4 protein-coding genes and 2 pseudogenes are annotated in these 4,917 nt (G+C 37.1%); 5 read left to right on the forward strand and 1 reads right to left on the reverse strand.

Annotated features, from left to right (window positions below; genetic code table 11):
* The 4 genes and pseudogenes from CBG25_RS13455 to pckA form a co-directional block, all read left to right on the forward strand.
* Positions 1-441: transposase (locus CBG25_RS13455; RefSeq protein ID WP_290607250.1), on the forward strand; the 441-nt coding region annotated here is incomplete at its 5' end.
* 251 nt (positions 442-692) lie between these two features.
* Positions 693-911, forward strand: a pseudogene (locus tag CBG25_RS13460) (heat-shock protein); the annotation flags it as partial.
* A gap of 26 nt (positions 912-937) precedes the next feature.
* Positions 938-1,810, forward strand: a pseudogene (gene hslO / locus CBG25_RS13465) (Hsp33 family molecular chaperone HslO).
* A gap of 202 nt (positions 1,811-2,012) precedes the next feature.
* Positions 2,013-3,632, forward strand: a complete 1,620-nt coding sequence (gene pckA, locus CBG25_RS13470) for a phosphoenolpyruvate carboxykinase (ATP) (protein WP_290607252.1) — start codon at positions 2,013-2,015, stop codon at positions 3,630-3,632.
* Between the two features lie 931 nt (positions 3,633-4,563).
* Here pckA and CBG25_RS13475 read toward each other — a convergent pair.
* Positions 4,564-4,716 (reverse strand): hypothetical protein, encoded by a 153-nt coding sequence (locus tag CBG25_RS13475; protein WP_290607254.1) that lies wholly within the window; start codon positions 4,714-4,716, stop codon positions 4,564-4,566.
* Positions 4,717-4,757: 41 nt separating this feature from the next.
* Here CBG25_RS13475 and CBG25_RS13480 point away from each other — a divergent pair.
* A partial coding sequence (locus CBG25_RS13480) for a reverse transcriptase N-terminal domain-containing protein (RefSeq protein ID WP_366212786.1) occupies positions 4,758-4,917 on the forward strand: 160 nt, incomplete at its 3' end.

Here is a 4,917-nt window from a genome sequence, read left to right on the forward strand (position 1 = left end):
TGTGTTAATTGCGCCCAATGCGAGCAAAAAAAACAATGTACACAATCCAAAGATGGAAGGAAAATAAAACGCTATCCGGAAGATAAACAGCGAGATGAACTTCGTTTACATATGGCTACTCCTGAGTCTAAAAAAATCTTGAATCAGCGAAAGAGCATGGTTGAACCTGTGTTTTCAGCATTGCGGGGAATTCAGGGTTTGGAACGTTTCCGGCGTAAGGGATTATTAGCGGTAAAGCTCGAATTTACCCTGCATGCAATGGCCTATAACTTATCAAGAGCGGTTGCTCTGATATTATGGATGATTTTCAGTCTATTATTTGTACAAACTAAAATCAGAAAAAGAGAAAATCTGCACGGTGGGATATTGTTGAAAAAAAAAATTCCACCCCTTTTGCGACAGCCTCGTTTTGAGCGGGCGATGGGCTACAACATACAATAAACTAGTTGCTGAATAGAGACTTGCATTTTTTGTCACGCTATTGAGAATAAAAAGAGGTCACGAGTTTCGCACAGGCATATAAAATTCTAAAAATGGCTTAAAAGCAATGATTAATCTGCAAGTTACTAAAAAACATAAATTTTCTTAAATTACAATAAGTTGTATTTGATTTATAAGGTTTTGACTATTTATATATCATGCTGAATTAAACTTAAAAATAGAGCGTTTTTTTATTGGTGCGAAACTCGTGAACTATAGAAATATTGGCCATTAGCGATCAGCGACGGGGTGCATCAGAAGCAAGAGCGTTATATCGTGAAACACAAGATAGTATTGTTAATAGAGAAAGATTGGCTTTAGCACGTAAGACTAATTCATTAACCATGCCAAACCCAGAACGTCGTCCTGATAAGAAAGAACGACGTAACCTGATTAAATTTAAGCATACAAATTTAAATGAGTCATTTTGATGACAACTTTAGCAATGAGAGAAAATATGTCTAAACATGACCAGTTACACCGTTTTTTGTTTCAAGATGATGCTGTTCGTGGTGAGCTAGTTTCAGTTAATGAAACTTATAAAAAGATACTCGATCAACACGATTATCCGTCAGCAGTTAATCTATTATTGGGTGAATTGTTAGTTGCCACTAGTTTATTAACAGCAACTTTAAAATTTGATGGTAATATTACCATATAAATTCAGGGAGATGGCCCGGTAAAAATGTTGGTAATAAACGGAAATAATCATCAACAAATGAGGGGTGTTGCTCGTATTGAAGGTTCAGTTACTGCTCAATCATCATTAAAACAGATGGTTGGCCAAGGTTATATGGTGATCACAATTACACCAACAAATGGTGAGCGTTATCAGGGTGTTGTTGCATTGGAAAGTAATACAATAGCGGAATGTTTGGATGATTATTTTAAACAATCAGAACAGTTGCCGACTCATTTATTTATTCATTCAGGTGAAATAAATGGTGAGCCTGCTGCTGGTGGAATATTATTGCAGGTATTGCCCTTTGCTGGTATTGAAAGTCAGCATCAATTTGATCATCTGGTGCAATTAACCACTACGATTAAGGGAGAGGAACTATTTACTTTAGAGCCAAAGGAAATTCTTCATCGTCTTTATCATGAAGAAGATGTGACATTATATGATCCACAGCTAGTCGCCTTTCATTGCAGTTGTTCAAAAAAGCGTTGTGAAAACATTTTGCTATCTCTTTCTGATGAAGATATTGAGCATATATTGCATGAACGTGGTGAAATTGATATTGAATGTGAATTTTGTGGGGCTGTCTATCTGTTTAATAAACAAGATATAGAGGAATTGAAGCGAATTAAAAAACAGCAAATTCATTGAGTTGATAGTGCTTATTTTATACCGTAATAAAGGATATAAATACATTTTTTTACTGTAGAGTTGATTGTGCTCTAGATCGCATTTTTAGTTCAGAAAATAGTTTAGATGAAATTTATTGATTTTTATCGCTGTTAATTTCGAGTAAAAATTTATGATATGTCCTAATTAAGGTTAATATTCATTTAGGAGCATAAATTAATGAGTGCAAAAAAAAAAGATTACTCCAGAAGAGATGGCTAGATATGGTATTCATCAAGTAACTGAAATCGTTTATAACCCGGGATATGAACAACTATTTGCAGAAGAAACAAAACCTTCTTTAAAAGGCTATGAACGTGGGATTGAAACCAACTTAGGTGCAGTAGCGGTTGATACCGGTATTTTTACTGGTAGATCACCAAAGGATAAGTATATCGTTCGTGATAACGTTTCTAGGGATACTGTTTGGTGGGCGGATCAAGGTAAAGGAAAAAATGATAACAAACCTATGACCGAAGCGGTTTGGCAATCATTAAAAGATTTGGTGACTAACCAATTGTCAGGTAAGCGTTTATTTATCATTGACGCTTTTTGCGGCGCAAATGCTGATACCCGTTTGAAAGTGCGTTTTATTACCGAAGTGGCCTGGCAGGCACATTTTGTCAAAAATATGTTTATTCGACCTACCGAACAAGAATTGATTGATTTTCAACCAGATTTTGTTGTAATGAATGGCGCAAAATGTACTAATCCCAACTGGCAGGTTCAAGGCTTAAACTCAGAAAATTTTGTGGCGTTTAATTTGACTGAGCGTATGCAACTGATTGGCGGTACTTGGTATGGCGGTGAAATGAAGAAAGGATTGTTTTCGATCATGAATTATTTGCTGCCATTAAAAGGAATTGCGTCAATGCATTGCTCCGCTAATGTTGGTGAAAAAGATGATGTGGCTATCTTCTTTGGTTTGTCTGGCACAGGAAAAACAACTCTTTCGACCGATCCTAAACGTAAATTAATTGGTGATGATGAACACGGATGGGATGATGATGGTGTGTTTAATTTTGAAGGTGGTTGTTATGCTAAGACCATACATTTGTCTGAAGCGGCAGAGCCTGATATTTATCATGCCATCAAACGCGATGCATTATTAGAAAATGTCACTGTTTTGGCTGATGGCTCTGTTGATTTTAATGATGGAACAAAAACAGAAAATACTCGCGTTTCTTATCCTATTTATCATATTAATAATATTGTTAAACCGATTTCAAAAGCAGGCCATGCGACAAAAGTTATTTTTTTAACAGCTGATGCCTTTGGTGTTTTACCGCCGGTATCTTGTTTGACGCCTGAACAAACTGAGTACCACTTTTTGTCAGGTTTTACCGCTAAATTAGCGGGCACTGAACGCGGTATAACTGAACCAACGCCAACTTTTTCAGCCTGTTTTGGCGCGGCTTTTCTGACATTACATCCTACTCAATATGCTGAAGTATTAGGTAAGAGAATGAAAGCGGCTGGTGCAAAAGCATATCTGGTTAATACCGGTTGGAATGGAACGGCTAAACGTATTTCGATCAAAGATACTCGTGCAATTATCGATGCGATCTTAAATGGGGATATAGATAAAGCAGAAACCATAAATTTACCCATTTTTAATTTAGCTGTACCTACCAATTTGCCAGGAGTTGATAACAATATTCTGGATCCTCGTCATACTTATACAGATAACAGCCAATGGGAAGTTAAAGCTAAAGATTTGGCTAAGCGATTTATTAATAACTTTGAAAAATATACTGATACCCCAGTTGGAGCGGCACTTGTGAAAGCTGGCCCTGAGCTGTAATTTTCAATAAGAGTTGTCAATAGTAAAATAAAAAGTGCATAGAATATAATAAAAGCTATGCACTTTTTATTTAGTTGTGAATATTCATGAACTGAAAAGGAACGGCAAAATTTTGCTTAAATTTTCTCTATCGTCTTGCGGCTCTATTAGAGCGGATAGGATATGAATCAAGAAGTGAGGTCTATTAAAACATTTCGCCTTATAATGAAATCTTTATTAATTATCAGCGATGATAAAATTGAGCGAAAATGTTAAAAATTGATAAAAGTTAAAAAAGTGCCAGCGCTAGGCTGGCATAAGTAAACACTGGAAGCAATGTGAGCAATGTCGTCCTTTCATATGATCCCAGAAAGGTTCATCTGAAAGTGTTTTAATGATAATGGTTATCACTATTATTTGTAAAGTGATTTTTTTAATATAAATGTAAAAAAATCATTCATGGTGATAATATATTGATAATTATAATATATTTATATGATAGTTAATTCACAATTTCAAAACAATTGGTTTTATCGTTGATGGCAAATGGCTAGATCACTTTAGTGCGACATGAAGTCGCTTAGAGAATTGCTTTGCTTGTAGAATAACACACTGACAAAGCCCGTTGTTCCGTCAACGGTAGCCTACTAACCCAGGCGAGATAGGTAACTAACTGGTCTGAAGCGGTTGGGACAATGTAGTAAGAGCTGTGAGTACCAATACGGCTTGCACGCTAGGCTTGATGGTATGGTTAACTTATGTGAACTGTTAAATAAACGTCGTCATCTAAAAACAGCCAAAGGTACTGACAGGCTGTGGCCAAAAGGCAAAGTAGCTGGATATTCCTTTTGAAGCTGGGAATACACGGACAAAGTAAGCTATCGGCGAAGTAGACAGAACCTAACCCATTGTGTTTTCTGAGTGGAACATGGTAAGCCCGTATCTCCGCCTCTTAGGCAGGTAAACCGCAAGGGATGCTGTTGGTGGTGCGGGTAAAGGATGGTGGAAAAAGCGAAGGCCGTTCTGTAATAGAACGAATAGGGTTTGAGCAGACACGCAACATCAACCCACGCGAAAGCGGGCTGACTTCCACTTGGTCTCTCATCACGAGAATATTGGTAGAACTTTTAAAAGCAGGAATCGCAAATGACCATCAGGTACAACATGGGTGCACCTGCTCACTGTACAACGCAATGGAGCCAAATTAACTGGTATCATTGTCGTCGAGAAGTGAGAAAGCTACAAGTGCGTATCGTGAAGGCAGTGAAGGAAAGTCGTTGGCACAAAGTGAAAGCTTTGCAATGGC

The organism is Arsenophonus sp. ENCA, assembly GCF_002287155.1.
In the GTDB taxonomy this organism is placed as follows: Bacteria; Pseudomonadota; Gammaproteobacteria; order Enterobacterales; family Enterobacteriaceae; genus Arsenophonus; species Arsenophonus nilaparvatae.